Below are 21,784 nucleotides of genomic sequence, written 5' to 3' on the forward strand. Positions count from 1 at the left end.
GGTTTCCCATGAACTGGTACGCCATCTTTGCCATCTACATATTGTTCTGGACGATCAGCGCGTTCATCGTGCTGCCCTTCGGCATTCGCACGCCCGACGAAACGGGCGAGCAACTGCTGAAGGGGCAGGCCGACAGCGCGCCGAGCAATTTCCGGCCGGGTATCGTTGTATTCCGGGCGACGGTCCTCTCGGCGGTGCTGTTCGGGCTTTATTATGCCAATTATGTCGAGGGCTGGGTGACGCTGGAGCGGTGGACGCATATTGGCTGACGGTCTTTGCCGGCTTCCGTGCAAGCCGAAAGGCCGTTGTCGCTCCCCCGGCCTTGCTTGTAGGTTCGGAGAATGATCAGGCTTTCCTGCCTCTGCGGCCAGATCCGTGTCGAACTTGAGAAGCGTCCGGATTATATCCACGAGTGCAACTGCACATTATGCAGCAAGACGGGCACCCGCTGGGGCTATTTCCACCCGTCGGAAGTGCATGTCGATGGCGTTGCCAAGGGATATTGCAGGGAAGATAAGGCCGACCCTGCGGCGGAAATCCGGTTCTGCGAAACCTGTGGTTCGACAACGCATTTCAACCTGACCGCCAGCGCCGCATCGAAGTTCGGGAACACACTGATGGGCGTCAATATGCGGCTGGCGGATGAGCGCGATCTGGCCGGTCTGGAATTGCGTTTCCCCGATGGGCGAGCCTGGGCGGGTGAGGGGGAATTTACCTATATCCGCGAGGCGCGCATTCTGGGGTAAGAGGCCCTCTTCGCAAGAGCCCTTGCGGTTTTCCCAAAAGCCTAGAGCATCGTGCGGGAAAGTGGGAACCGGTTTCCCGCTTAAAACGATGCGACACCAAAAACTTGGAGCGCGCATCCTGCGTTCGATTTAATGCAGCGCGCTCTAATGCCCGTTCCTGATTATTGCCGTAGCCGCTCGATGGCTTGAGCCAGCGCCACATAGAGCTTGCCCATGTCGGATGACAGGATCGCCACGCCCAGCGCATTGCCGTCGCGGGCAGAGAGAATGATCCGCAGCATCGATTCGAAATCGTGGATGTAGCGGTTCACATGCTCCTGAAATTCGGGATCATTGTCGTAATGCAGTGCGATTTCGCGAGATTCCCCCGCGTCCAGCAGCTTGACCGCGCGTCGGGTGAAGACGCCGCGGTCGCCCTTCAGATAGGATGACCAGGCGGAATCGGTGACGTCGTTGGACAGGATCTTGGTGACGTCGATCGCGGTGCTGTTGAGCGACTCGATGATGAGCGCGGAGCGGCGCGCGAAATGGTCGCGGTCGCGGTCCTCGGCGGCGCGTTCGGCTTCCTCTATCCGGGCTTCCACCGCGGCGCTGGTGTCGGCAATGGTCAGCAACTGACGGGTGAGGCGGTCGGACGCCTGATGGGCGGCCTTGACGGCTTCCTCGGCAACCTTCGCGACCTGCTCGATCTGCGCGGTGATCTTGTCGCCGATGACGCGCTCCATCGCTTCCTCGCTGGCGTCGGCGAGCGACTGGGCCGCGTCGGGAATGGCGCGGCTGAGCGCCTGACGGGCGCGTTCGGCGGCCTGATCGGCGGTGTCCTTGACGCGCAGCAGGGCCGTGACGAGCAGCGGACCCGCGCCTTCGGTGATGCGCGTCGCGTCCTGATGCGCATTGTCGAGCGCGGTGCGTAGCCGTTCGACCAGTTCGCGATTGGCGTCCACGCCGCTTTGCGTGCTTTCCAGCCATTCGCTGAGGCGACGGCCCTGACCGCGCAGCAGTTCCTCGGCCTCCTGCGTGCGGCCGACCAGCGCTTCGGAGATGGCCTCCAGCCGCTCGATTTCCGGCGCCGCGCTGTCGAGCAGGGTGCGGCTGGTCTCGATCCGCCCGTTGAAGCGCTCCAGCGCCGCAGGGAAGGTTTCGTCCAGTTCGCGCACGCTGGAATCGAGCGCGACCATCAGCGTTTCGGCGCTGCCGATCAGCTTTTCGGCCGTCATGCCGCCGGTGGCGAGGGCGCTGTCGATGCGCTGCGTCTCATCAGTCAGGCGCTTGAGCGCCTCGGTCAGCCGTTCGTTGCGGGCGAGAGCGGCTTCCTCCATCGCGGTGAAACGGGTTTCGGCCGAGATGACCGCGTCGTGGAGGCTGGTTTGCAGCCCAGCAACCAGAGCGCGCTGGCCCTCGACCAGATCGTTGATCTGATGCAGGCGGCTTTCGACCTCGCCGACATGATCGGCCAGATTGGCGACGGTTTCTTCGCCGATCGCCGCTATACCGCTGCGGGAACGCGCGATCAGCACATCGAGCGCCTCGCTCTGGCGGGCAATGCCTTCGTCGGTGATGGCCATGCCATTGCGCGCCTGCGCCACGGCGGTTTCGATCCGCTGGCGCAACTCGGCCTCGACGGTTTCCGCATCGCGGGACAGGGCGGTGAGTGCGGAGTGGCTGGTGGACGCGATGCCGCTCTGCGCGCCTTCGATCAGCGATTTGAGCGAAAGCGCCTGCGCCGTCAGATTGGCGTCGACCGCCGCCATGGTTTCCTGCGCGCGGCCATGGGTGGTTTCGAGGCGGTGAAGCACGTCGATCTCGACGCGGTTCAGTTCCTGAGTCAGCAGCGCGATGACCGACTGGGTGGTTTCCGCAACCTCTTCCCTGGTGCGGATGGTCAGGCTACCGAGAGAGACGGACTTCTGTTCCAGATCCTGCCAGCTTTCCTCCATCGCCTTGCGCGCGCTTTCCATCGTCGCGTCGATCCGGGCGGCGGCGATGTCGGCCATGCCGTTCACCTCCTGCGTGGTGGAGCGCGTGGCTTCCTGAAGCTGGGTCAGCTGGCTCGAAAGGCTCTTGGTGGCCGAAAGCGTGCGGGTGCGGGCGTCGTCCGACAGCTCACCCAACGCATGCAGCCGCGCCTCCAGCATGTCGATCCGTTCGGACAGGGAATGGCTGTTGTCGGCGATCTGGGCCGACATGCGCGTTGCCCGGTCCTCCAACGCGGGAATGGAGGCGATCAGCGTTTCCATGCGCTGGACCAGTGACAGGGCCGCGCGTTCGGCTGCTTCGGCACGCTCGGCGGTGCTGTGGGCCCGGCCCGCGATCAACTCGGCCGATGCCTCCATATTGCTGCTGGCGGCGGCGCCGTAGCTGTCGAGCAGTTCCGCCTGATCCTGCATGGTCTGGCGGGATGTCTCCAACTGCCCGGCGATTCGACCCAGCCGCAGTTCCAGCAATTCCGCCTCTGTCCGCAAGGCGCGGGCGGTGTCGAGATAGCGGCGCGTTTCGCTGCGGCTGTTGCGCAGAAGAAGAAGATAGCAGACGCCGAGCAGGATCAGCGGAATGAGGATCGTCGCGACAAGTCCCGGCCAGGCCGCCGGGCCGCCGCGCCACTGGCCGGATGAAGCCGTCGCCCAGCCGGCAAAGCCGATCCAGAGCAGGCCCGCGGCGAGGAGGGCCCATGACGTGCCGGCCATGCCATGGTCCGGGCGGTCCGTGGAGGCGTCGAGATCCTCCATATCCACGATCGTCTGCTTCAAAGGCAGCCTGTCGTCCGCCTGCGAAGAGTCATCTGCCGCGCGGTCCTTGTCCCGCCAGAATTCCACTATGGTGCTGCCCCCGGTCATGCCGCCTATCCTAGCAGTTTTTGCGCGCACGAAAATGCCCTGTTACCAAAACTTAACGCAAGCCAGATAGCGTCTGCCCCATGTCCTATGATCCTGGCGCCCTGAATACGGCTTTGGCCGCCGCTGTCGGTGAAGACAGGCGATTGATTGAGGATCTGCGCGTCGCCTTCATGGAAAGCGCGGAGCGGCAGTTCGATCTGCTGGGTCGCGCAAGCTGTGACGCCAATTGGCAGTTGGCGGCCTGGCGGCTGAAGGGGCTGGCGGCGAGTTTCGGGCTGACCAGCCTGATGGCGATGGCCGATGAGGCGGCCGACGCGGTTCCCGGCGATCCCCGGATTTTGCGCCGATTGCGCGCCATGCTCAGCGAACTTGCGCGGGATTGATGGACAGTCGGCTTGCGTGATTGTGTCCGCCTTGCAAGAAGGTGGGCTGAACAAGAAGCGGGTCGGTTTCATCACGCATGACTTTTGCGGCAATTCTTAGCGCCAGCCGGGCATCCAATGATGCCGCTGGATCGCTGCGCGCCAGCCTGCATTTCGCGGGGCAGACGCTGGTGGAATATCAGGCGCGTCAGGCGGCGCGGGCGGGCGCCGACCGAATCATGATATTGGTGAGCGTGATTACGCCCGCCCTGTCGCAGGCGGTCGACCGGCTGTCGGCGGACGGGATCGCCGTCGCGCTGATCCGTGACATGGTGTCGATGGTGCGCGATGCGCCGCGTCATGCCGATACGCTGCTGGTGGCCGATGGCGCGATCGTCGGTCAGGCCTATTTCGAAGCGATGGCGAGCAGCGAGGGCAACGCCCTGCTGGTGGCGGACGACAGCCGGGCGAGCGCGCCGTTCGAGCGGATCGATGCGGGGCAGCGCTGGGCGGGACTTGCGCGGATCAGCCCGGACCTGCTGTTCAATACGCTGGACATGATCGGGGACTGGGACCTGTCGCTGACGCTGGTGCGCGCTGCGGTGCAGGCGGGCGCGCGGCGCGTCACCGTGCCGCAGGACGATTTGATGGAAGGCCGGGTGGCGCTGGTCGAGGCGCAGGAGCAGGCGAATCTCGCAGCGCAGGCTGTGATGGCGCATGGCCCGCGTGGCCAAAGGGTGCGCGGCGCGGCGGAACATTATCTGTTGGCCCCGGCCGCGCGGCTGGTTGCTCCGGCGCTGATGCGGATGCAGGTGCCTGCCCTGCAGGTGCGGATTGCCGCCATGGCGCTGGGGGCCATTGCGCTGGTGCCGATCGAGTTGCTCTGGATCGGGACGGGTTTTTGCCTGTTGCTGCTGTCGCTGTTGCTGGCGGAGACGGCGGACCGGCTCGAAGAAATGGCGCTGCGGCCCTTGCCCATGGGGTGGATGGCCTTTGTCGCGCCAGCCTTTGCCGTGGGGGGAATTGCGCTGGCGGGGCAGGGAACGGCGCCGACCTATCTGGCGCTGCTGCTGGCGATCGTCCAGATGGCGGACCGATGGCGGAAGGCGGGCGGCGTGCGGCCGTGGATGATCTTTACACCCGCCGGCGCGCTGATCCTGCTGTTGGCGGGGTCGCTGTTGGGCGTGCTGGCGCTGGCGGTGGAAGTGGCGATGGTCTGCGCCATTGCCTCTGTCGGGGCGATGATCCTGCTGCGGCGTGATTGAGCGATTTTACGCGTTACGGTTTAGTGCATTTTAACGACGTGGCACTATGCTGGCCTGCATGAGCGCCTTTTCGTCCCTGATCGGACCGACCATGGCGGACAGTTGGCCCATGGCGCAGGTCATGGCCGGCATGTCCGCCGTTCCTGTTGGTCATGCCATTGATCTGGCGTTTTTCTTTCCGGATGAGGGGCGGGAGCGGCATGACGCGCTGATGGCGGAGACGCGGCGGCATCTGGGCGGATGCCTGACCGGAATCGAGATCGGATTGCGTCTGGCGCTGGAGGAAACGCCCGAAATCAAGGCGGCGCTGGAGCAATGGCCGCAGCCGGTTTGCTGGCCGACCCTGTGTGCGCAGCCGACTTTGCTGGGGCCAGCTTTGCTGGCGCATATGCAGATGCGCGGCGGGATCAGCCTGATGCTGCGACAGTTCGGGCGCCCCGATGGCGAATATGGCGAATCGGAAGCCGAATCGCTGTTCCCTGCCCAGGATAGTGCGGTCGGTGATGCGCTGGCCGCGCTGGCGCTGGCGGAAGGGCGTTGGCTGATGACCGGGGCGGAAGAGCAGCCGATGCAGCCGGACCTGCCGGTGGAACATTTCGCGGAATTGTTATGGACCGCTACCGCCTGCCTTGCGGCGGTGACGCAGCGAAGCGGGCTGGTCGATCCGGAGGCGGTGCTGCCTGTGTTCGAGGCGGCGGGGCAGGCGCTGCTCGCGCGGCATGACGAAGCCGCGGGGCCGATCGCGGCGGCGGAGCGGCTGGTGCGCCTGCTGGGTGATCGGACGGATGCACCCGAACTGATGGGCGCCGCGCTGGGCCAAAGGCAATTTCTGTTGTTCGCGGCGTTTGCCGGGCGGCAATTGCGCATGGAGAGCGCGCGGGTTGCCGACATTCTGGTGATGGGGCCGGTCGGGCAGGTGGCGGCGCTGTGTCGTGCACTTGGCGGATCGGATTCGGATTATCGCCATTTGCTGCTGGCGCTGCGTCCGGTGCGGCCATCGCTGTCCGACGCGCGGATTGTCGGGGAGGCGCTGCGCTATCAGGATTTGACCGTGGCGCAGGCCGATGCGGCGATAGGGGCTTTGCGCGCGCCGGCGGCGTTGCGCGCAAAGCTGGACCATTTGCGGCGGATCATCGGCTGATGAACATGCCGGCGCATCCCGCCGTCATCCGGGCGACGGTCGCCGCGGATGGCCGGTTGCTGAGTGCGGATGCGCCCTTGCTCGCCTTGCAGCAGGAAGCGGGCGGAGAGCTGGGAGAGGTGATCGCGATCCCGCAACTGGCGGCGATGGCGCGGCTGGCGGCGAGACTGGGAGTCACCGTGTCGCGTCCGGTGGCGGCGGCGGCCGAGCGTGGCGATATCGACATGTGGGTGCGTGCCAAGCCGGATGGCCAGAGCGTGCACATGGCCGTCATCGATTGGCATGAGCGGTCCCCCGTCACCGCGCCCGTCGATCTGGCGCAGCGGGATATGGATATTGCAGCCCTGTCCGAAGGTTGGACATGGCAGATCGATACGCAATTGCGATTCCAGATGGTGCTGGAAGGGCAGGGCGGACAGGGCGTTCTGCCCGGCGCACCGCCAGTGCCGGGTAGCCCCTTCACCAGCTATTTCGAATTGCGGCCGAATGGGGAGGGCGATCTGCCGATTCTGCACGGCTTCGCTCAGCGGCGCGCGTTTCGCGGTCAGCTTGCCGCACTGACCAGCGACGCAGAGCAGCATTTCGCCTTGTCGGGTTTCCCGATGTTCGACCTGAGCGGTCAGCTTGTGGGCTATCGCGGCAAGGCCCTGCCGATGGAGCGGGCGATCATGGCGCCGCTTGCCGCGGCCGAACCGACGGTGCTTTATCCCGCCGAGTTCGGGAAGAGGCTGGACCGGTCGCTGCGTCAGCCATTGGGGCGGATCATCGCCAATGCCGATTCGATCGGCGCTCAGTTCGAAGGTCCCTTGCGGCCCGACTATGTCGGCTATGCTCATGACATTGCGTCGGCTGGACGGCATCTGATGGCGCTGATCGATGATCTGGCCGATCTCCAGGCGATCGACCGGCCCGATTTTGCCGTGATCGCCGAGGAGCTCGACCTGTCAGACATAGGGCGGCGCGCGGCGGGATTGTTCCTGGTCAAGGCGATGGACCGCGGCATGTCCGTGGTGGCGCCGGCAGCGGAATCGTCGGAGCCTGCGGTTGGCGAGTTCCGCCGGGCTTTGCAGATATTGATGAATCTGGTCGGCAATGCCGTGCGCTATGCGCCGGAGGGATCGACCGTGCGGATCGAAACGGGGCGGGACGGCGAACAGGCCTGGATCACCGTGCTGGATCAGGGCGAGGGGGTTCCCGCCGATAGCCGCGAGCGGATATTCGACAAGTTCGAGCGACTGGGCCGCAGCGATGCGGGGGGCAGCGGCCTTGGCCTTTATATCTCGCGCCGTCTGGCTCGGGCCATGGGTGGGGATATCCGCGTCGACGACGCGCCCGGGGGCGGGGCGCGGTTCACGCTTTTTCTGCCCGCCTTGAACTAAAAAAACGGCGCCCGATGGGGCGCCGTTCCTGTTTTGGCTTGTCAGCGCCGTTTAGCGCTTGTCGACCGGGACATAGTCGCGCTGGGCGGGGCCGGTGTAGAGCTGACGCGGACGACCGATCTTCTGTGCTGGGTCCGAAATCATTTCGTTCCACTGAGCGACCCAGCCAACCGTGCGGGCGAGGGCGAAGAGCACGGTGAACATCTCGGTCGGGAAGCCGATGGCCGAGAGGATCACGCCCGAATAGAAGTCCACATTCGGGTAGAGCTTCTTCTCGATGAAATAAGGATCGTTGAGCGCGATCTGCTCCAGTTCCTTCGCCACGTCGAAGATCGGATCGCTGACGCCCAGCTTGGCCAGAACATCCTTCGCGGTCTTCTGCATGACGGTCGCGCGCGGATCGTAGTTCTTGTAGACGCGGTGACCGAAGCCCATCAGGCGGAACGGATCGTCCTTGTTCTTGGCACGGGCGATATATTCCGGAATGCGATCAACGGTGCCGATTTCGCGAAGCATGTTGAGCGCGGCTTCATTCGCGCCGCCATGCGCCGGACCCCAGAGGCAGGCGATGCCGGCCGCGATGCAGGCGAAGGGGTTGGCGCCCGAGGAGCCGGCCAGACGCACGGTCGAGGTCGAGGCGTTCTGCTCATGGTCGGCATGGAGCGTGAAGATCTTGTCCATCGCGTCCACGACGACCGGATCGATCTCATATTCTTCCGCCGGGACCGAGAAGGTCATGTTCAGGAAGTTGGCGGTGTAGCTGAGGTCGTTGCGCGGATAGACGAACGGCTGACCCACCGTATATTTATAGGCCATAGCCGCGATCGTCGGCATCTTGGCGATCAGGCGGTGGCTGGCGATCCGGCGCTGGTCCGGGTCATTGATGTCGGTCGAGTCATGGTAAAAGGCCGACAGCGCGCCGACCACGCCGCACATCACGGCCATCGGGTGCGCGTCGCGGCGGAAACCGCGATAGAAGGCGGTGAGCTGTTCATGCACCATGGTATGGCGCGTGATGGTGCGGGTGAAGTCCTCCAGCTCCTGCTTCGAGGGCAGTTCGCCGTTGAGGAGCAGATAGGACACTTCCATGAAGCTCGACTGTTCGGCGAGCTGATCGATGGGATAGCCGCGGTGCAGCAGCACGCCGGCGTCGCCGTCGATGTAGGTCAGGCCCGAATCGCAGCTTGCGGTCGAGGTGAAGCCCGGATCGTAGGTAAACATGCCGGTGTTGGCGTAAAGCTTGCGAACATCGATGACCTGCGGGCCGACCGTGCCGTTCAAAATGGCATAGTCTTTTGTGTCGCCTGCGACAGTCAAAGTGGCATTATTATCCGACATGGTGTTCTCCTGATACTTCAACTGGCCGATGCGTGCCTCACAGCGGCCAATCGTTCCAAGCTCTCCGTCTTTCCCAGAAGGAAAAGGACGTCGAAAATTCCCGGCGAAACCGTACGTCCGGTCAGCGCCGCGCGCAAAGGTTGCGCGACCTTCCCCAACCCGAGGCCGACATCCTCTGCCACGCGGCGTATTGCATCTTCGATCGCTTCGACCGTCCAGGACTGAACGGGGGCAAGAGCGTCGGCTGTTTGTCCCAGCAGCGCACGCGCGGAGTCGTCTAGCAGAGAAATGGCCTTCTCGTCAAAATCGAGAGGGCAATTTTTGAACAAAAATTCGGCGCCTTCAGCAATTTCATTAAGCGTCTTGGCGCGCGGCTTCAGCGAGGGCATCGCCTCCGTGAGCAGCTTTTCCCCGCTTTCCGGAAGGTTGTGGCCCAGCCGGGCGGCAACGCGCGGTGCGACCAGAGCAGCCAGCCGGGCATCGTCCGCCTCACGCATATAATGGCCGTTCAGATTCTCCAGCTTCTTGATGTCGAAGCGCGAGGGCGAGCGACCGACTCCTGCGATGTCGAACAGTTCGACGGCGCGGTCGCGGGAAATGATTTCCTCATCCCCATAGCCCCAGCCGAGTCGAAGCAGATAGTTGAGCACGGCTTCGGGCAGCATCCCCATTTCGTCGCGATAGGCATCGACGCCGAGCGCGCCGTGCCGCTTCGAAAGCTTGGCGCCGTCGGAGCCGTGGATCAGCGGAATATGGGCGTAGATCGGTTCTTCCCAGCCCATGGCCTTGATGATGCCGAGCTGGCGAAACGCGTTGTTGAGGTGATCGTCGCCGCGAATGACGTGGGTGACGCCCATGTCATGATCGTCGACCACCACGGCCAGCATATAGGTCGGCGTACCGTCGGAACGCAGCAGGATCATGTCGTCCAGCTCCGCATTCTGGACGACGACGCGGCCCTGCACGGCATCCTCGATCACCGTCTCGCCTTCGCGCGGGGCCTTCAGTCGGATGACATAGGGCGCGCCTTCCGGCGCTTCTTCGGCCGAGCGATCGCGCCAGCGACCGTCATAGCGCATCGGCTGCTTGGCGGCGCGCTGCTGTTCGCGCAATTCCGCCAGTTCCTCAGGCGTGGCGTAACAGCGATAAGCATGACCGGCTTCGAGGAGTCGATTGGCGACTTCCGCATGGCGCGGGGTGCGCTCGAACTGGAACACGGCGGGCTCGTCGCCGCCCAGACCCAGCCATTCCAGACCATCGAAGATGGCGGCCACCGCTTCTTCGGTCGAACGGGCGCGGTCGGTATCCTCGATCCGCAGCAGGAACTTGCCGCCATGATGGCGCGCGAACAGCCAGTTGAAGAGCGCAGTGCGCGCTCCGCCGATGTGAAGAAAACCGGTAGGCGATGGCGCAAAACGGGTTACTACCTGTTTGTTCGAACCCGTGGCACTCACCGCTTCATTCCTTGACATTCGCCCCGATATCCACCTGGCCTATCCATGATCGCGACGCCCCCTAGCATGGCTTTCGAGCCACGACAAACCTCCGTTGTCGCTTCCGTCCGGCAAAGGGCGCGGACGCTTTTGAACGGGGTCGAAGATTGGCTTGAAGAAGAGCGTGAGCAGATTCCGCTCTGGGTGCCGGTGGGCTTGGGCGGCGGGATTGCGGCCTGGTTTTCCTTGGATAATCGATTGGAATAGCTGTCTTTTTCCTGTCTTGCATTGGCTGTCGCCTGCGGGGCGGCGCTGCTGCCCGGTGGTGGGCGGTTGCGGCAGGGGGGCGTCATGGGCGGACTTCTCGCCTGCCTGGGGTGCGTCCTGATCTGGGGCAAGGCGATGCTTTGGGGCGCGCCGCCGCTCGCCCAGCCGGTTTTCGTGACGCTCTCGGCAGAGGTGCGGGCGGTCAATCCGGTGCCCGCGCAGAAGATGAGTCGCGTTCTCGTGCGACCGCTGGACGCGCCGGGCCTGCCGTCGCGGATCAGGATCAATTTCGACGAGGCCTTGCTGCCCGCTGGGGTGGGGGAAGGTGCGATCATTCGTTTTCGCACGCGGTTGATGCCTCCGGCCCCTCCCAGCTTGCCGGGCGGATATGATTTTGCGCGGCGGGCCTATTTCGACGGCATCGGTGCAACCGGGCGCGCCTTGCGGCCTATCGCGGTGTTGCGTCCGGCAAAGGGCGCGCCGCCGCTGAGGGGGCGGCTGTTCGCGCATATATTGGAAAAGGTGCCGGGGCCGGGCGGGGGCATTGCCGCCGCGCTGGCGACGGGAGATCAGGGCGCCATTGCCGGACGGGATGCGGAGGCGATGCGGCGCAGCGGCCTGGCGCATCTGTTGTCGATCAGCGGGCTGCATGTGACGGCGCTGATCGCGGCGGTCGTGTTCCTGCTGATGCGGGTGATGGCGCTTAACCGGCGGGCCGCCCTCGACTGGCCGTTGATGTTGATCGCGGCAGGCGGCGGGGCGCTGGCGGGCATCGGCTATACGCTTTTGACGGGGGCGGAAGTGCCGACCGTGCGATCCTGCGTGGCCGCCTTGCTGGTGCTGGGCGGGTTGGCGATGGGGCGCGATGCGATCACGCTGCGGCTGGTCGCGGCGGGGGCCTTGGTGGTGTTGCTGCTCTGGCCCGAGGCATTGGTCGGGCCGAGTTTTCAGATGAGCTTCGCGGCTGTGGTCGCGCTGGTGGCGCTGAGCGAGTATCCGCGCTTCCGGACATTCGTCGCGGCGCGTGAAGAAGCGGGCTGGCGGCGGATCGGGCGCCATCTGGCGGGCTTGCTTGCGACGGGTCTGGTGGTGGAACTGGTGCTGGCGCCGATTGCGATCTTTCATTTCCACAAGGCGGGAGTGTTGGGATCGGTCGCCAATCTGGTGGCGATTCCGCTGACCACTTTTGTCGTCATGCCCTTTGAGGCGCTGGCCCTGTCGTTCGATCTCATCGGCTGGGGTGCGCCCTTCTGGTGGCTGACTGCGCGGGCGCTCGATCTGTTGCTGCTGGTCGCTCATGGGGTGGCGTCCAGCCCTTGGGCGATTGTGCGTTCCTCCGCGCAGTCGCCGGGGATGTTCGCGCTGATCCTGGCGGGCCTGCTCTGGTGTCTGCTGTGGCGCAGCCGGTGGCGTTGGGTGGGATTGATCCCGGTGGCGACGGGTGTGGCGATGATCCTGAAAAGTGCGCCGCCGGCTCTGCTGGTGACGGGAGATGGTCGCCATGTCGCGGTTCGCACCGCGAACGGGGGCATGGCCATTTTACGGGAGAGGGCGGGCAGCTATGTGCGCGACGCTCTGGCGGAGACTGCTGGCTATGACGGTGTGCTGGAGCCGATGGCGGCGCTGCCCGAAGCGCGCTGTTCGCTTGACCTGTGCGCGGTTCGGCTGACGGGCGGGGGACGGAACTGGACCGTGCTGGTAACGCGGAGCAGCGCCGTGATCGGCGGCGACATTCTCGCTCGGGACTGCGCAAGGGCGGATATCGTGATCAGCGACCGGCGTTTGCCATGGGCCTGTCGCCCACGATGGTTGAAAGCGGATCGCAGCCTGCTTGCGCGGACAGGAGGCCTTGCCATCGACCTTGACCGCCTGACTGTGCGCACGGTCAGGCAGGCGGGCGATCAGCATCCCTGGATCGCCCGGCCCATGACGGGACCGTTGCGATCCAGGCCAAGTCAGTTATAGCGGCGCAGCAACCCGGCGAGCTTGCCCTGGATGCGCACCTGCTGCGGATCGTAGATTTGCGGCTCATAGGCGCTGTTCGCTGGATCGAGCCGGACCTTCGGTCCTTCGCGCCGGAAATATTTGAGCGTCGCCTCGCTCTCATCGATCAGGGCGACGACGATCTGCCCTTCCCGTGCGACGTCGGTACGCTGGATCAGGGCGAAGTCGCCGTCGAGAATGCCGGCCTCCATCATGGAATCGCCCGCCACCTCCAGCGCATAATGATCGCCCGCACCCAGCAGGGCAGCCGGCACGGAGAGCATGTTCTGTCCCTCCAGCGCCTCGATCGGCACGCCAGCCGCGATCCGCCCGTGCAGGGGGATTTCCAGCACGTCATTGGCGGCGATGGGTGGGCTGGCCACCAGTTGCGGTTTGGGCGGAACGACCAACGGTTGCGGACGGTGCATGGCATCGGGAAGCTTCAGCACCTCCAGCGCGCGGGCGCGGTTGGGCAGGCGGCGAATGAAGCCGCGTTCTTCCAGCGCATTGATCAGGCGATGAATGCCGGATTTGGACCTGAGATCCAGCGCTTCCTTCATCTCTTCAAAGGAAGGGGAAACGCCCCCTTCCTCCAATCGGATCTGAATGAAGCTCAGCAATTCCTGTTGCTTGGGTGTCAACATGCCTGCTTGCCCTCTTTGGAACGGATGAAGAACGCATAGGAAACGAAAAGGGGTAAGTCAAGCGCCGCCAACCGTTGGCCGCATTTGCGGGAACGCGGGCGCGGACGGGCCGTTTAATCCCTGCCTTCCCCAAGGAGGTGAATAGGAGAGTCAGATGGCCAACCAGAAGAGTCAGGACAAGAATCAGCGCCGCGATCAGCAGGGGGGCGACCGCTCGGGCCAGGGTGGACGGCAGCAGCAGCAGGAGAACCGGCAGGGCCAGATGGGCAATGAACGGCGTCAGGACAAGGCACCTGACAAGCAACAGCGCTGAAGGGTTGGCTGTCATTCAGAAGATGATCTGAATGCCGGCGAATTTGCATCAGGACTGCACTGGAAGGGGTCGCGTCGCGGCCCCTTTCCTTATGAAAGTGGCAGGACCGTGACGGGATCGCCGGCAGCGGCTGGAGGCGATCCGGCGGGGCGCAGGATCAGGCAGTCGGCCATTGCCATGGCAGCGGTCGCCGCGCTGTCCTGCGAGGTGACGGAGACGATGCCTGCCTCGCTGCGATAGGCGCGCAGATAGTCGTCGCGCTCTCCGGTCGCGGGAAGGGGCGCGGCCAGGGTCGCGGGTGCGGTCCGGGGCAGGGGCGATGCCGAACCCATGAGATGACGCACCAGCGGCAGCAGGAACAGAGTCGCCGTGACGAAGGCCGACACCGGATTGCCGGGCAGGCCAAGGAAGATGGCGGAACCCAATGTGCCAGCCATCAGCGGTTTGCCGGGCCGCATCTTGATCTTCCAGAAATCCAGCGAGCCGCCCGCACTGGCGAAGGCGGGGCGAACGATATCGTGATCCCCGACCGACGCGCCGCCGGTCGAGACGATGATATCGGCTTGTGCGGCGCGGCTGAAGGCGTCGACCATGTTCTCGAGATCGTCGCGCACAATGCCAAGGTCGATGATCTCGCAAGGCAGGCTGCCGAGCAGCGCAGCCAGCATGGGCGCGTTGGAGGCGGGCAGCTCGCCGGGCTGGACCAGTGCGCCGGGGGGCACCAGTTCGTTGCCTGTCGAAAGCAGCGCAATGCGGGCCGGTCGGGCAACCGGCAGGGCGCCATGGCCGCCCAGCACGGCCAGGGCGATCTGGGCGGGTCCCAGCGTGGCGCCTGAGGGCAGGAGACGGTCGCCTGCACGGAAATCGGACGCGGCGGAGCGGACATTCCGGCCATATGCCAGCGGTCCGTCCGTGGCGCGAAGGACGTCGCCTTCCCGCGTTGCGTCCTCCTGGATCAATATGCTGTCCGCGCCCTGCGGCAGCGGTGCACCTGTGAAGATGCGGCATGCCTGACCGGGGGCGAGGGGCGGTGGCAAGGGGCCGCCCGCTGCGCTTTCGCCCGTCACATGCCATGGGCCGGGCCATTCGGCGGCGCGGATGGCGTAGCCGTCCATGGCGGAGAGATCGGCCCATGGCTGGTCGCGCAGCGCCGGAATGTCGCGGGTGAGCCAGCGTCCGGCGCAGGCGGGAATCGGGATATCCTCGGTCGGCAGGGTCGTGCCCAGCGCCATCAGGCGGCGTTGCGCCTCTGCGACAGGAAGCAGGTTCATGCCGTGCGTCCGCCTCCGGCCGTCCAGTTGCCGGACTTGCCGCCCTTCTTGGCGAGCAGACGGACCTCGCCGATGACCATGGTCTTGTCCAGCGCCTTGGCCATGTCATAGACGGTGAGCAGCGCGACCGTCGCGGCGGTGAGCGCCTCCATCTCCACCCCGGTCTGGCCCGCTGTTCGGGCCGTGGCGGTGACGGTGACGCCTGCCGAACCGAGGCCGAAATCGATCGTCACGCTGCTGAGCGCGATCGGGTGGCAGAGCGGGATCAGTTCGGCGGTGCGCTTGGCCGCCATGATCCCGGCGACGCGGGCGACGGCAAGGACGTCGCCCTTCTTCACCAATCCCTGAGCGATCGCGGCGGCGGCGTCCTCGCTCATGGCGATGTGGCCGGTGGCGACGGCTTCGCGTGCGGTCACCGCCTTGGCCGAGACATCGACCATGCGCGCCGCGCCATCCTCGTCCAGATGGGTGAGCCCGTTCATTCGCCCGTCAGCAGATTGTGGGTCGCGGTTTCGACATCGGCCTGCCGCATCAGCGTTTCGCCGACCAGGAAGCAGCGCACCCCATGTTCCGACATGGCGAGCAGATCCGCGTGGCTGCCGATGCCGCTTTCCGCGACGAAGGTGCAGCCTGCGGGCGCTTGCCCCACCAGTTCATAGGTGCGGGCGAAATCGACGGTGAAGTCGCGCAGGTCGCGGTTGTTGACGCCGATCAGGCGCGAGCGCAGCTTCATCGCGCGCTCCAGTTCCTGCGCGTCATGCACTTCGATCAGGGCGTCCATGCCAAGGCCGAGGGCGGCATCCTCGATCTCCGCCATCTGATTGTCGTCCAGCGCTGCGGCGATGATCAGGATCGCGTCGGCGCCCAGTGAGCGGCTTTCCAGCACCTGCCAGGGATCGACCATGAAATCCTTGCGCAGCACCGGCAGGGCGCAGGCCGAACGGGCGGCCATCAGATAATCGTCATGGCCCTGGAAATAAGGCACGTCGGTCAGCACCGAAAGGCAGGCCGCGCCGCCCGCCGAATAGGCCTGGGCATGGGCGGGCGGATCGAAATCGGGGCGGATGAGCCCCTTGGAGGGGCTGGCCTTCTTGATCTCCGCGATCAGGCCGAAGCCGGAACGGGCGGCATCGTCCAGCGCCTTGCGGAAGCCGCGCGGGGGCGTCTGCTCGGCGGCGCGGGCGTGAAGTGTCGAGACGGTGATCGCGGCCTTGCGGCGGGCGACTTCCTCCCGCTTCACATCGCAGATTTCGATCAGCTTGTTGGTCATGAATAGGCAATCCAGCAATTGAGGAGCGCGTTGGCAAGGCCGCGATCGATGGTTTCGGCAGCCTCTTCAACGCCTTCGCGAAAATCGGATACGGCATCCGCGACGACAAGGGCCGCAGCCGCGTTCAGCAGCACCGCGTCCCGATATGGCCCCGTTTCACCCTGCAGCAGGGCGCGGAGGGCAGCGGCATTATGGGCCGGGTCGCCGCCCCTGATGGCTTCGACCGGATGGGTGGAGAGGCCGAGTTCAGCGGCCGTCAGACGGCGCATGGCGACCAGGCTGTTGCCCTTCACCTCCGCAAGGTCGTTGCCGCCGGCGAGCGAGAGTTCATCAAGGCCTTCGTCGCCGGAGATGATCATGGCGTGGTCGACGCCCAGTTCCGCCAGCGCTTCGGCATAGATGGGGACATAGGCGGGACGGGCGATGCCGACCAGCTGGCGGCGAACCCTGGCCGGATTGGCGAGCGGCCCCATCAGGTTGAAGATGGTGCGTTCACCGATCGCCTTGCGGATCGGGCCGAGTCGTTTCAGCGCGGGGTGATAGTTCTGCGCGAAGAGGAAGCAGATGCCGAGATCGGCCAGCGTCGCTTCCGCGGTTCGCGCCGCGCGGTCGAGGTCGAGGCCCAGCGCTTCCAGCGTATCGGCGGCACCCGCCTTCGAGGAGGCGGCGCGGTTGCCATGCTTGGCGACGGGAACGCCCGCGGCGGCGACGACCAGCGACACGGCGGTGGACACGTTCAGCGTATGGTGGCCATCGCCGCCCGTGCCGCAGACGTCTATGGCGCCTTCCGGCGCGCCGACCGGGATCATGCGCGCCCGCATCGCACGCGCCGCGGCGGCGATTTCCGTGGCCGTTTCGCCGCGCCGGGCCATGGTGACGAGAAAGGCGGCGATTTCCGCTTCAGGAAGATCGGCATCGAACAGCAGGTCGAAAGCCTCTGCGGCAGCGGCTGTGCTTAGCGGCGTGGCGGGGTCGGGCAAGCGGGTCATCGCGCTTGCCTTAATCATGCCGGGGGGGATGAGTCGAGATCGGGATGCCGGAAAGTCGAATTATGGCGATTCTCCCTCGCGCAAACGGGTGGGGCCTGTTGAACGCACCCCCTTGACGACGGCGGCAAAGGGGCGTTGTCGGGTGGGATGCGCCGTGGGTGGAAATCGCTGTTCTGGTCGTTCGCCATCCGGCAGCGCCGCCGCCTACGGGAAAGCGAGGCGGCGTTCATCCTGTTGGCGGTGCTGGCTGGCCTCGCCGCGGGGTTGATGACCAATGTGCAGCAATTTCTGGCGCATGGATTGCAGCAACTCTTCTACGGCGTCACGGCTAACCGACTGAGCGCGCTGGGCGCCATCCATCATCCCTGGCGATTGTTGGCGCTGCCGGCCGGCGGGGTCGTGCTGATGCTGTTCGCGCTGCTGCTGAAGGGACGCAAGCGCGCACCGATCGACGTGGTGGAGGCCAATGCGCTGCATGGCGGACGGATTCCGGCGAGCGACAATCTTGTTATTGCGGCGCAGACCGTCATTTCCAACGGCATGGGCGCCTCGGTCGGGCTGGAGGCGGCCTATGCGCAGATGGGCGGCGGCTTCGCTTCGCTAATGGGGCAATGGCTGAGGCTGCGGCGCAATGATTTGCGGACGCTGGTGGGGGCGGGCGCGGGGGCTGCGGTGGGCGCGGCCTTCGGTGCGCCGCTGACCGGCGCTTTCTATGCTTTCGAGATCGTGATCGGCCATTATACGCCCTCGGCCATTGCGCCGGTGGTTGCGGCGGCGCTGGCCGGCGTGTTCGTGACGCGGACGCTGGGCGTGGAGCCGTGGCTGATCGCGACCACGGCGGACCGGGTGGTGACGACGGGCGATTATCTGCTCTTTGCGCTGCTGGGGCTGCTGTGCGCCTTTCTGGGCATGTTCGTCATGCGGCTGGTGACATTTGCGGAAATTCGCGTTCAGGGCTGGACGCGGCTGGGGCGGTGGAAGCCGCTGATCGGCGGGCTGTTGCTGATGCCGCTGGCGCTGGCGTCGCCGCAGACCCTTTCGGCGGGGCACGGGGCGCTGCACCTCAACCTTGTCCTGCAACCGGCCTTTACCGTGCTCCTGCTGGTGCTTGGCCTGAAGATCGCCGCGTCAGTGATTTCGTTGAGCTTCGGTTTCAGGGGCGGCCTGTTCTTTGCCTCCCTGTTTCTGGGATCGTTGGCCGGGCAGATTTTTGCGGGCGCGATCAATGCGGCGGGCATGGGGATATGGGTCGATCCCAATGATGCGGCGCTGGTCGGCATGGCGGCGCTCAGCGTATCGATCGTCGGCGGGCCGATGACGCTGGCGCTGCTGATGCTGGAAACGACGCATGACTTCGCGCTGATGGGGGTGGTGCTGACGGCATCGTTGCTGTCGAGCGCGGTGACGCGGGAGATGTTCGGCTATTCCTTCTCCACCTGGCGGCTGCATCTGCGGGGATCGAGCATACGCAGCCCGCGCGATATCGGATGGGTGATGAACCTGACCGCCGCGCGGATGATGCGGCGCGACTGGGTGTCGGTGCGCGACGATTGCACCGTGGCTGAGTTCCGCATCCGCGTGCCGTTGGGATCGGCGAGCAAGGCGGTGATGATCGATGCGGCGGGGCGCTATGGCGGGATCGTGCCGACGGCGGCGGCCTATGCGCCGGAACTGGAGGGGGATGCGCCGGTCGCGCGGCTGGCGGTGCTGGGCGATACGTGGCTGGAGCCGGGGGCGGACATCCGCGCGATCCTGCCGCTGTTCGACCGGGAGGGCGCGGACGAACTGGCGGTGGTGGACGCCAGCGGGATGGTGTTGGGTGTCCTGACCGAGAAACATGCCCGGCGCCGTTATTTCGAGGAGGTCGAATCCTCCCAGCGTGAACTGTTTGGGGAAAGCTAGGCCGGCTCGCGCTCTTTCACCGGGATGCCGGCGATCCTCAGGAAATTCGCCAGCATGTCATGGCCATGTTCGGTGGCGATGCTTTCCGGGTGGAACTGGACCGAGTGGATCGGCAGGTCGCGGTGGCGGAAACCCATGACCGATCCGTCCTCGCTGGCGGCGTTGACGATGAGGCTCTCTGGAATGTCCTCCACGATCAGCGAATGGTAGCGCGTCGCGATGAAGGGAGAGGGCAGGCCTTCGAACAGGCCGGTCCCGTCATGGCTGACCGGGGAGGTCTTGCCGTGCATCAGGCCGCCGCGCACGACTTTGCCGCCGAAATGCTGGCCGATCGACTGATGGCCCAGACACACGCCGAGCAACGGCATTTTGGCATCGGCGCAGGCGGCGACGAGGTCGAGACTGACGCCCGCTTCATTGGGGGTGCAGGGGCCTGGGGACAGTAGGAATGCGCTGGCGCCGCTGGACAGGGCCTGCCCGGCGGAAATGGCGTCGTTGCGCACCACCTCCACCTGTGCGCCCAGTTCCATGAGATAATGGACCAGATTCCAGGTGAAGCTGTCGTAATTGTCGATGACGAGGATCATGGCGGGAGGCTTTAGCGCGGGATGCGGGCGGGGGGAAGGGGCGAAGGGGGGACGGATGACGGTCGTCCACGATCTTCAGGCCGGCCAATGGAAGCCGATGCTGTCTTCGCCCGTCCGTTCTCCGTGAGGGTCGAAGCGGCGCTCGGTGATCGTGCCATGGCCCTGCGCGTCCATGGCGATGATCGTGCTGCATCGCGTGCCATAGACCGGGTTGCGGATGAAGATCGGGGAAATGGCCGCTTCGTCGGGTGCGTCGGAAGGCGCGTCCGGGACGATGCCGCCGTCCGGCATGCTTTCGGCGCGCAGGGCGTCGAACAGGTCAAGCGGGTCCTTTGCGCCCGCCACCAGCCAGTCCAGCAAGGCCGTCTTAAGCGCCAGCGTCTTGGGCCATGGCGCGTCGAGCGCGCCATTGGAAAGGCCATAAAGGCCGGGTGTCAGATGGGTACGAACGGGGGCAGGGCGATTGGTGAGGAAATGGGCGTGCAGGCCGTCGATCCATATCAGGTTGAAGGGGTTGAAATCCTCCAATCTCGCCGTCTGGGGATCGGAATATGCGCCTTTGCCGGTCAGCAGGTCCGTCACCAGCGTGCCGCGTGATGCACGGTCGGGGGAGGGCGCGCCATAGCCGCGCAGATTCGTGACGATGGCGGCGCGGCCCCCTGCGGATTTGACGGCGTCCGACACGCCGATCCAGGTGCCGCCCGATTGCAGGTCGCGCCCTGCGAGGAGCGAGGGTTCGTCCTGCCAGCGCGCCAGCGGTGCGGTGGGGCGCGCGTGGAGTTCGTCGCGATTGCCGATCAGGATCAGTTTCCAGCGCGGATGCGCTGCCCATGCCATGGCCATGATGCACATGCTTGAAATACCCTCCTTCGGTCGGCTTTATAGCGGCTTGATAAACGCTTCGGCCCTCTCCATATAGGCCGGTGCCGGGTTCGCCCGGCTATGGTGATAAATCGTGTCGTGCAATAGGCGCAGCGGACCCGGGGGCGGTACCCGGCGGCTCCACCACATTCCCCGTTCTTGCGGGGTACGTGACGGGGCCGAACTAGGATCGACGTGTGTTGAAAAGCGGTGCCTTCACCCGGCCTGAGTACGCCGTAAAAAGGTTCAAAACTCACAAGTGCCAACGATAACGAGGCTCTTGCTCTTGCTGCGTAATTGATGGCCTCACGGCCGGACATTACTCAAAAAGAACGCGGTTGAACCCACCGGGCAACAGAAGGGAATTCAGCGGCCGCCGGAGGGGCCGGGCAACAGAACCCTCCGGACCTTCATCCCATTCCCCCTGTTTCATTGCGGCGCGCGGCCGATGGATCGCGTTGCCCGTTGTCGATTCGAATCGATGTTCATGGGGCGCCTCAACATTCGATTGCAGTTTTATGACAGTAATGTGTAAAAATCATAACTATCTATTTTTAAAGGAATAAAAATCATTTTCGGGATATTCTCCTGCCCTTGTCGCCTTGTCATCAAAGTGAAATACTCATGGCTATATTAAAAAGTTTTTTCAGGAGAGATTGAATGAAAATGGTGGCTGCGACTTTCGGTCTGGTGCTGGCTGCGCTCGCGCCGACTGTGGCTTTCGCGGCGCCTGACGAGATGGTCGTCGTCGGCGTGCCTGATGGTCGTCTGGCTGCCGGTGCGCTGGTATCGGGTGACTATGCCCATGCGGCACGGCGTTTGGAAGAGGTGCGCCCTGATGCCGCCAACGATCCTGCGCGGCTGATCAATCTGGGTAATGCCTATGCCGGGATGGGGAAGGTGAAGGCTGCGCATGCCGCCTATAAAGCGGCTCGTTTCGCACCGGATTCGCTGCTGGTGACGGCGGATGGGAAGGAATCCTTTTCGCGGGATATCGCGCGCCGGGCGATGGGCCGTCTGGAAACGCAATACGCCATGCGCTAAAGCGCGTGGCGCAAGCCCGGGGTGCAGGGAGAGGGGGCGTCGCCTAGCGTAGGGCGGCGCCCCTGCTGTTTTATGGCAACTGCCGCCGTGTCATTTAAATGCAATAAAAGTCTTCAAACTGTCATTTATAAGACTCTCATTCGTCACAGAAACAA

General features: G+C 64.9%; 19 protein-coding genes, 1 other RNA gene and 1 pseudogene. 11 read left to right on the plus strand and 10 right to left on the minus strand.

The features are described from left to right. Positions 1–8: 8 nt before the first annotated feature. Positions 9–269 carry a DUF1467 family protein gene (locus tag HUK73_RS02365; protein ID WP_176590456.1) on the plus strand — a complete coding sequence of 87 codons (261 nt, stop codon included), beginning with the start codon at positions 9–11 and terminating at the stop codon, positions 267–269. Positions 270–341: 72 nt separating this feature from the next. Then, positions 342–746 (plus strand): GFA family protein, encoded by a 405-nt coding sequence (locus HUK73_RS02370; RefSeq protein WP_176590457.1) that lies wholly within the window; start codon positions 342–344, stop codon positions 744–746. Between the two features lie 161 nt (positions 747–907). Here the strand turns inward: HUK73_RS02370 and HUK73_RS02375 are convergent, their stop codons facing one another. Then, complete coding sequence (locus HUK73_RS02375) at positions 908–3,580, minus strand: hypothetical protein (protein ID WP_176590458.1); 2,673 nt, start codon at positions 3,578–3,580, stop codon at positions 908–910. An 80-nt stretch (positions 3,581–3,660) separates the two neighbouring features. On the opposite strand from HUK73_RS02375, the gene HUK73_RS02380 reads away from it, so the two are divergent. From HUK73_RS02380 to HUK73_RS02395, 4 genes are all read left to right on the plus strand, one after another. Then, positions 3,661–3,963: an Hpt domain-containing protein gene (locus HUK73_RS02380; protein WP_176590459.1), complete on the plus strand. Its 303-nt coding sequence runs from the start codon at positions 3,661–3,663 to the stop codon at positions 3,961–3,963. A gap of 77 nt (positions 3,964–4,040) precedes the next feature. After that, entirely contained in the window at positions 4,041–5,207 is a 1,167-nt protein-coding gene (locus HUK73_RS02385; RefSeq protein ID WP_176590460.1) for a hypothetical protein, read from the plus strand. 46 nt (positions 5,208–5,253) lie between these two features. Next, on the plus strand, positions 5,254–6,348 hold the full coding sequence (locus HUK73_RS02390) for a DUF2336 domain-containing protein (protein ID WP_176590461.1): 1,095 nt from the start codon (positions 5,254–5,256) through the stop codon (positions 6,346–6,348). Further along, positions 6,348–7,727, plus strand: a complete 1,380-nt coding sequence (locus HUK73_RS02395) for a sensor histidine kinase KdpD (protein ID WP_176590462.1) — start codon at positions 6,348–6,350, stop codon at positions 7,725–7,727. The genes HUK73_RS02390 and HUK73_RS02395 overlap by 1 nt, the downstream gene beginning before the upstream one ends. Positions 7,728–7,778: 51 nt before the next feature. On the opposite strand, the gene HUK73_RS02400 is transcribed toward HUK73_RS02395, so the two are convergent. Together HUK73_RS02400 and gltX are read right to left on the minus strand one after the other, a co-directional pair. Beyond that, complete coding sequence (locus tag HUK73_RS02400; protein WP_176590463.1) at positions 7,779–9,065, minus strand: citrate synthase; 1,287 nt, start codon at positions 9,063–9,065, stop codon at positions 7,779–7,781. Positions 9,066–9,082: 17 nt separating this feature from the next. Then, complete coding sequence (gene gltX, locus HUK73_RS02405; RefSeq protein WP_176590464.1) at positions 9,083–10,537, minus strand: glutamate--tRNA ligase; 1,455 nt, start codon at positions 10,535–10,537, stop codon at positions 9,083–9,085. A 48-nt stretch (positions 10,538–10,585) separates the two neighbouring features. Here gltX and HUK73_RS02410 point away from each other — a divergent pair. Next, positions 10,586–12,730 (plus strand): annotated as a pseudogene (locus HUK73_RS02410) (ComEC/Rec2 family competence protein). On the opposite strand, the gene lexA reads toward HUK73_RS02410, so the two are convergent. Next, on the minus strand, positions 12,721–13,392 hold the full coding sequence (gene lexA / locus HUK73_RS02415; RefSeq protein WP_176590465.1) for a transcriptional repressor LexA: 672 nt from the start codon (positions 13,390–13,392) through the stop codon (positions 12,721–12,723). The pseudogene HUK73_RS02410 and the gene lexA sit on opposite strands and share 10 nt — an antisense overlap. A gap of 154 nt (positions 13,393–13,546) precedes the next feature. Between lexA and HUK73_RS02420 the strand changes: the two genes are divergently transcribed. Continuing rightward, complete coding sequence (locus HUK73_RS02420; RefSeq protein ID WP_176590466.1) at positions 13,547–13,705, plus strand: hypothetical protein; 159 nt, start codon at positions 13,547–13,549, stop codon at positions 13,703–13,705. Between the two features lie 89 nt (positions 13,706–13,794). Here HUK73_RS02420 and HUK73_RS02425 read toward each other — a convergent pair whose 3' ends face one another. The 4 genes from HUK73_RS02425 to trpD are packed head-to-tail and all read right to left on the minus strand — an operon-like array spanning position 13,795 to position 17,235. Further along, complete coding sequence (locus tag HUK73_RS02425; RefSeq protein ID WP_176590467.1) at positions 13,795–14,976, minus strand: molybdopterin molybdotransferase MoeA; 1,182 nt, start codon at positions 14,974–14,976, stop codon at positions 13,795–13,797. Next, positions 14,973–15,458, minus strand: a complete 486-nt coding sequence (moaC, locus tag HUK73_RS02430; protein WP_176590468.1) for a cyclic pyranopterin monophosphate synthase MoaC — start codon at positions 15,456–15,458, stop codon at positions 14,973–14,975. The genes HUK73_RS02425 and moaC overlap by 4 nt, the downstream gene beginning before the upstream one ends. Beyond that, on the minus strand, positions 15,455–16,246 hold the full coding sequence (gene trpC / locus HUK73_RS02435; protein WP_176590469.1) for an indole-3-glycerol phosphate synthase TrpC: 792 nt from the start codon (positions 16,244–16,246) through the stop codon (positions 15,455–15,457). Before trpC ends, moaC begins: the two co-directional genes overlap by 4 nt. Beyond that, on the minus strand, positions 16,243–17,235 hold the full coding sequence (gene trpD, locus HUK73_RS02440) for an anthranilate phosphoribosyltransferase (protein ID WP_176590470.1): 993 nt from the start codon (positions 17,233–17,235) through the stop codon (positions 16,243–16,245). The genes trpC and trpD overlap by 4 nt, the downstream gene beginning before the upstream one ends. Positions 17,236–17,382: 147 nt before the next feature. Between trpD and HUK73_RS02445 the strand changes: the two genes are divergently transcribed. Beyond that, complete coding sequence (locus HUK73_RS02445; RefSeq protein ID WP_176590471.1) at positions 17,383–19,137, plus strand: chloride channel protein; 1,755 nt, start codon at positions 17,383–17,385, stop codon at positions 19,135–19,137. Here the strand turns inward: HUK73_RS02445 and HUK73_RS02450 are convergent. Then, positions 19,134–19,724, minus strand: a complete 591-nt coding sequence (locus tag HUK73_RS02450) for an aminodeoxychorismate/anthranilate synthase component II (RefSeq protein WP_176590472.1) — start codon at positions 19,722–19,724, stop codon at positions 19,134–19,136. The two genes, HUK73_RS02445 and HUK73_RS02450, sit on opposite strands and share 4 nt — an antisense overlap. A 75-nt stretch (positions 19,725–19,799) precedes the next feature. Continuing rightward, positions 19,800–20,576 carry an NRDE family protein gene (locus tag HUK73_RS02455; protein WP_176590473.1) on the minus strand — a complete coding sequence of 259 codons (777 nt, stop codon included), beginning with the start codon at positions 20,574–20,576 and terminating at the stop codon, positions 19,800–19,802. A 33-nt stretch (positions 20,577–20,609) separates the two neighbouring features. Here HUK73_RS02455 and ssrA point away from each other — a divergent pair. Both ssrA and HUK73_RS02465 read left to right on the plus strand, forming a co-directional pair. Continuing rightward, positions 20,610–20,954, plus strand: a transfer-messenger RNA (tmRNA) gene (gene ssrA / locus HUK73_RS02460). 291 nt (positions 20,955–21,245) lie between these two features. After that, positions 21,246–21,629, plus strand: a complete 384-nt coding sequence (locus HUK73_RS02465) for a tetratricopeptide repeat protein (protein WP_176590474.1) — start codon at positions 21,246–21,248, stop codon at positions 21,627–21,629. Positions 21,630–21,784 lie beyond the last annotated feature (155 nt).

The organism is Sphingobium sp. EM0848 (genome assembly GCF_013375555.1).
Classification (GTDB): domain Bacteria; phylum Pseudomonadota; class Alphaproteobacteria; order Sphingomonadales; family Sphingomonadaceae; genus Sphingobium.

What these genes read in the sequence shown, in the direction of transcription:
- HUK73_RS02365 (WP_176590456.1), top strand. Translation starts at nt 9, where the DNA reads ATGAACTGGTACGCCATCTTTGCCATCTACATATTGTTCTGGACGATC.
- HUK73_RS02370 (WP_176590457.1), top strand. Translation starts at nt 342, where the DNA reads ATGATCAGGCTTTCCTGCCTCTGCGGCCAGATCCGTGTCGAACTTGAG.
- HUK73_RS02375 (WP_176590458.1), bottom strand. Translation starts at nt 3,580, where the DNA reads ATGACCGGGGGCAGCACCATAGTGGAATTCTGGCGGGACAAGGACCGC.
- HUK73_RS02380 (WP_176590459.1), top strand. Translation starts at nt 3,661, where the DNA reads ATGTCCTATGATCCTGGCGCCCTGAATACGGCTTTGGCCGCCGCTGTC.
- HUK73_RS02385 (WP_176590460.1), top strand. Translation starts at nt 4,041, where the DNA reads ATGACTTTTGCGGCAATTCTTAGCGCCAGCCGGGCATCCAATGATGCC.
- HUK73_RS02390 (WP_176590461.1), top strand. Translation starts at nt 5,254, where the DNA reads ATGCTGGCCTGCATGAGCGCCTTTTCGTCCCTGATCGGACCGACCATG.
- HUK73_RS02395 (WP_176590462.1), top strand. Translation starts at nt 6,348, where the DNA reads ATGAACATGCCGGCGCATCCCGCCGTCATCCGGGCGACGGTCGCCGCG.
- HUK73_RS02400 (WP_176590463.1), bottom strand. Translation starts at nt 9,065, where the DNA reads ATGTCGGATAATAATGCCACTTTGACTGTCGCAGGCGACACAAAAGAC.
- gltX (WP_176590464.1), bottom strand. Translation starts at nt 10,537, where the DNA reads ATGTCAAGGAATGAAGCGGTGAGTGCCACGGGTTCGAACAAACAGGTA.
- lexA (WP_176590465.1), bottom strand. Translation starts at nt 13,392, where the DNA reads ATGTTGACACCCAAGCAACAGGAATTGCTGAGCTTCATTCAGATCCGA.
- HUK73_RS02420 (WP_176590466.1), top strand. Translation starts at nt 13,547, where the DNA reads ATGGCCAACCAGAAGAGTCAGGACAAGAATCAGCGCCGCGATCAGCAG.
- HUK73_RS02425 (WP_176590467.1), bottom strand. Translation starts at nt 14,976, where the DNA reads ATGAACCTGCTTCCTGTCGCAGAGGCGCAACGCCGCCTGATGGCGCTG.
- moaC (WP_176590468.1), bottom strand. Translation starts at nt 15,458, where the DNA reads ATGAACGGGCTCACCCATCTGGACGAGGATGGCGCGGCGCGCATGGTC.
- trpC (WP_176590469.1), bottom strand. Translation starts at nt 16,246, where the DNA reads ATGACCAACAAGCTGATCGAAATCTGCGATGTGAAGCGGGAGGAAGTC.
- trpD (WP_176590470.1), bottom strand. Translation starts at nt 17,235, where the DNA reads ATGACCCGCTTGCCCGACCCCGCCACGCCGCTAAGCACAGCCGCTGCC.
- HUK73_RS02445 (WP_176590471.1), top strand. Translation starts at nt 17,383, where the DNA reads ATGCGCCGTGGGTGGAAATCGCTGTTCTGGTCGTTCGCCATCCGGCAG.
- HUK73_RS02450 (WP_176590472.1), bottom strand. Translation starts at nt 19,724, where the DNA reads ATGATCCTCGTCATCGACAATTACGACAGCTTCACCTGGAATCTGGTC.
- HUK73_RS02455 (WP_176590473.1), bottom strand. Translation starts at nt 20,576, where the DNA reads ATGTGCATCATGGCCATGGCATGGGCAGCGCATCCGCGCTGGAAACTG.
- HUK73_RS02465 (WP_176590474.1), top strand. Translation starts at nt 21,246, where the DNA reads ATGAAAATGGTGGCTGCGACTTTCGGTCTGGTGCTGGCTGCGCTCGCG.